This is a genomic window from Mesorhizobium sp. P5_C1, from assembly GCF_054049815.1.
In genome coordinates this window covers 1-816 of record NZ_JBFULQ010001205.1, presented here as the reverse complement: position 1 = coordinate 816, position 816 = coordinate 1, and the positions used below count along the sequence as shown (strand labels likewise).

The window sequence follows — 816 nt, the reverse complement described above, 5'->3', positions numbered from 1 at the left end:
CGTCGTGGCTGGCTCCCGGGGTCGGATGATGGATCGAGGCATACTGCGCCACGCTGACGACGCCGGTCGTGCTGTTGATGGCGACAGCGAACGCCGCCGCCCCACCGGCCCCGCCGATGCGGCCGACCACCAGATCGCCTTCCTTGAACAGGAAGATGCTGGTGCCGGCGGTCGTGTCGAGGCCGGAATCCACGCCGGCGGCGGACACCGCCAGCGAGAATGCCGTCGTGCCGCCTTCCTGGTCGGCGCCGAACGAGCTTCCGGTGGAACTCACCACCGCGCCTGGGTCCTGCGCGTAGCCGGTCGGGCTCAGATCGGAGCTGACATTGCTGACGCCCGCAAACAGGGCGACGACCGCTGGTGCCGTGGTGTCGTCGGCATCTGCCTGGATGCCTGCAGTCTCGTCATGCGCCACTGTGGGAGCGCCCTGGACGATGCCCGCCGTCGGGCCGTCATCCTGGAACTGCACGGCATCGCCGATACCGGTCGAACTGGTCGCTGTGTCGCCGTCACCGTCGGTGACCGTCACCACCGCCAGCAAGGCGCTGTCGGTGATGTTCACCGACTCGTCGTGGCTGGCTCCCGGGGTCGGATGATGGATCGAGGCATACTGCGCCACGCTGACGACGCCGGTCGTGCTGTTGATGGCGACAGCGAACGCCGCCGCCCCACCGGCCCCGCCGATGCGGCCGACCACCAGATCGCCTTCCTTGAACAGGAAGATGCTGGTGCCGGCGGTCGTGTCGAGGCCGGAATCCACGCCGGCGGCGGACACCGCCAGCGAGAATGCCGTCGTGCCGCCTTCCTGCCTTCCTG

Annotated in this window: 1 protein-coding gene; it reads right to left on the bottom strand. The window is 69.0% G+C overall.

Translation table 11 applies throughout. From position 1 onward, the window contains the following. Window positions 1-816, bottom strand: an 816-nt coding sequence (locus ACXJ7R_RS34890; RefSeq protein WP_457155767.1) for a DUF5801 repeats-in-toxin domain-containing protein, incomplete at both ends; no start/stop codon positions are given.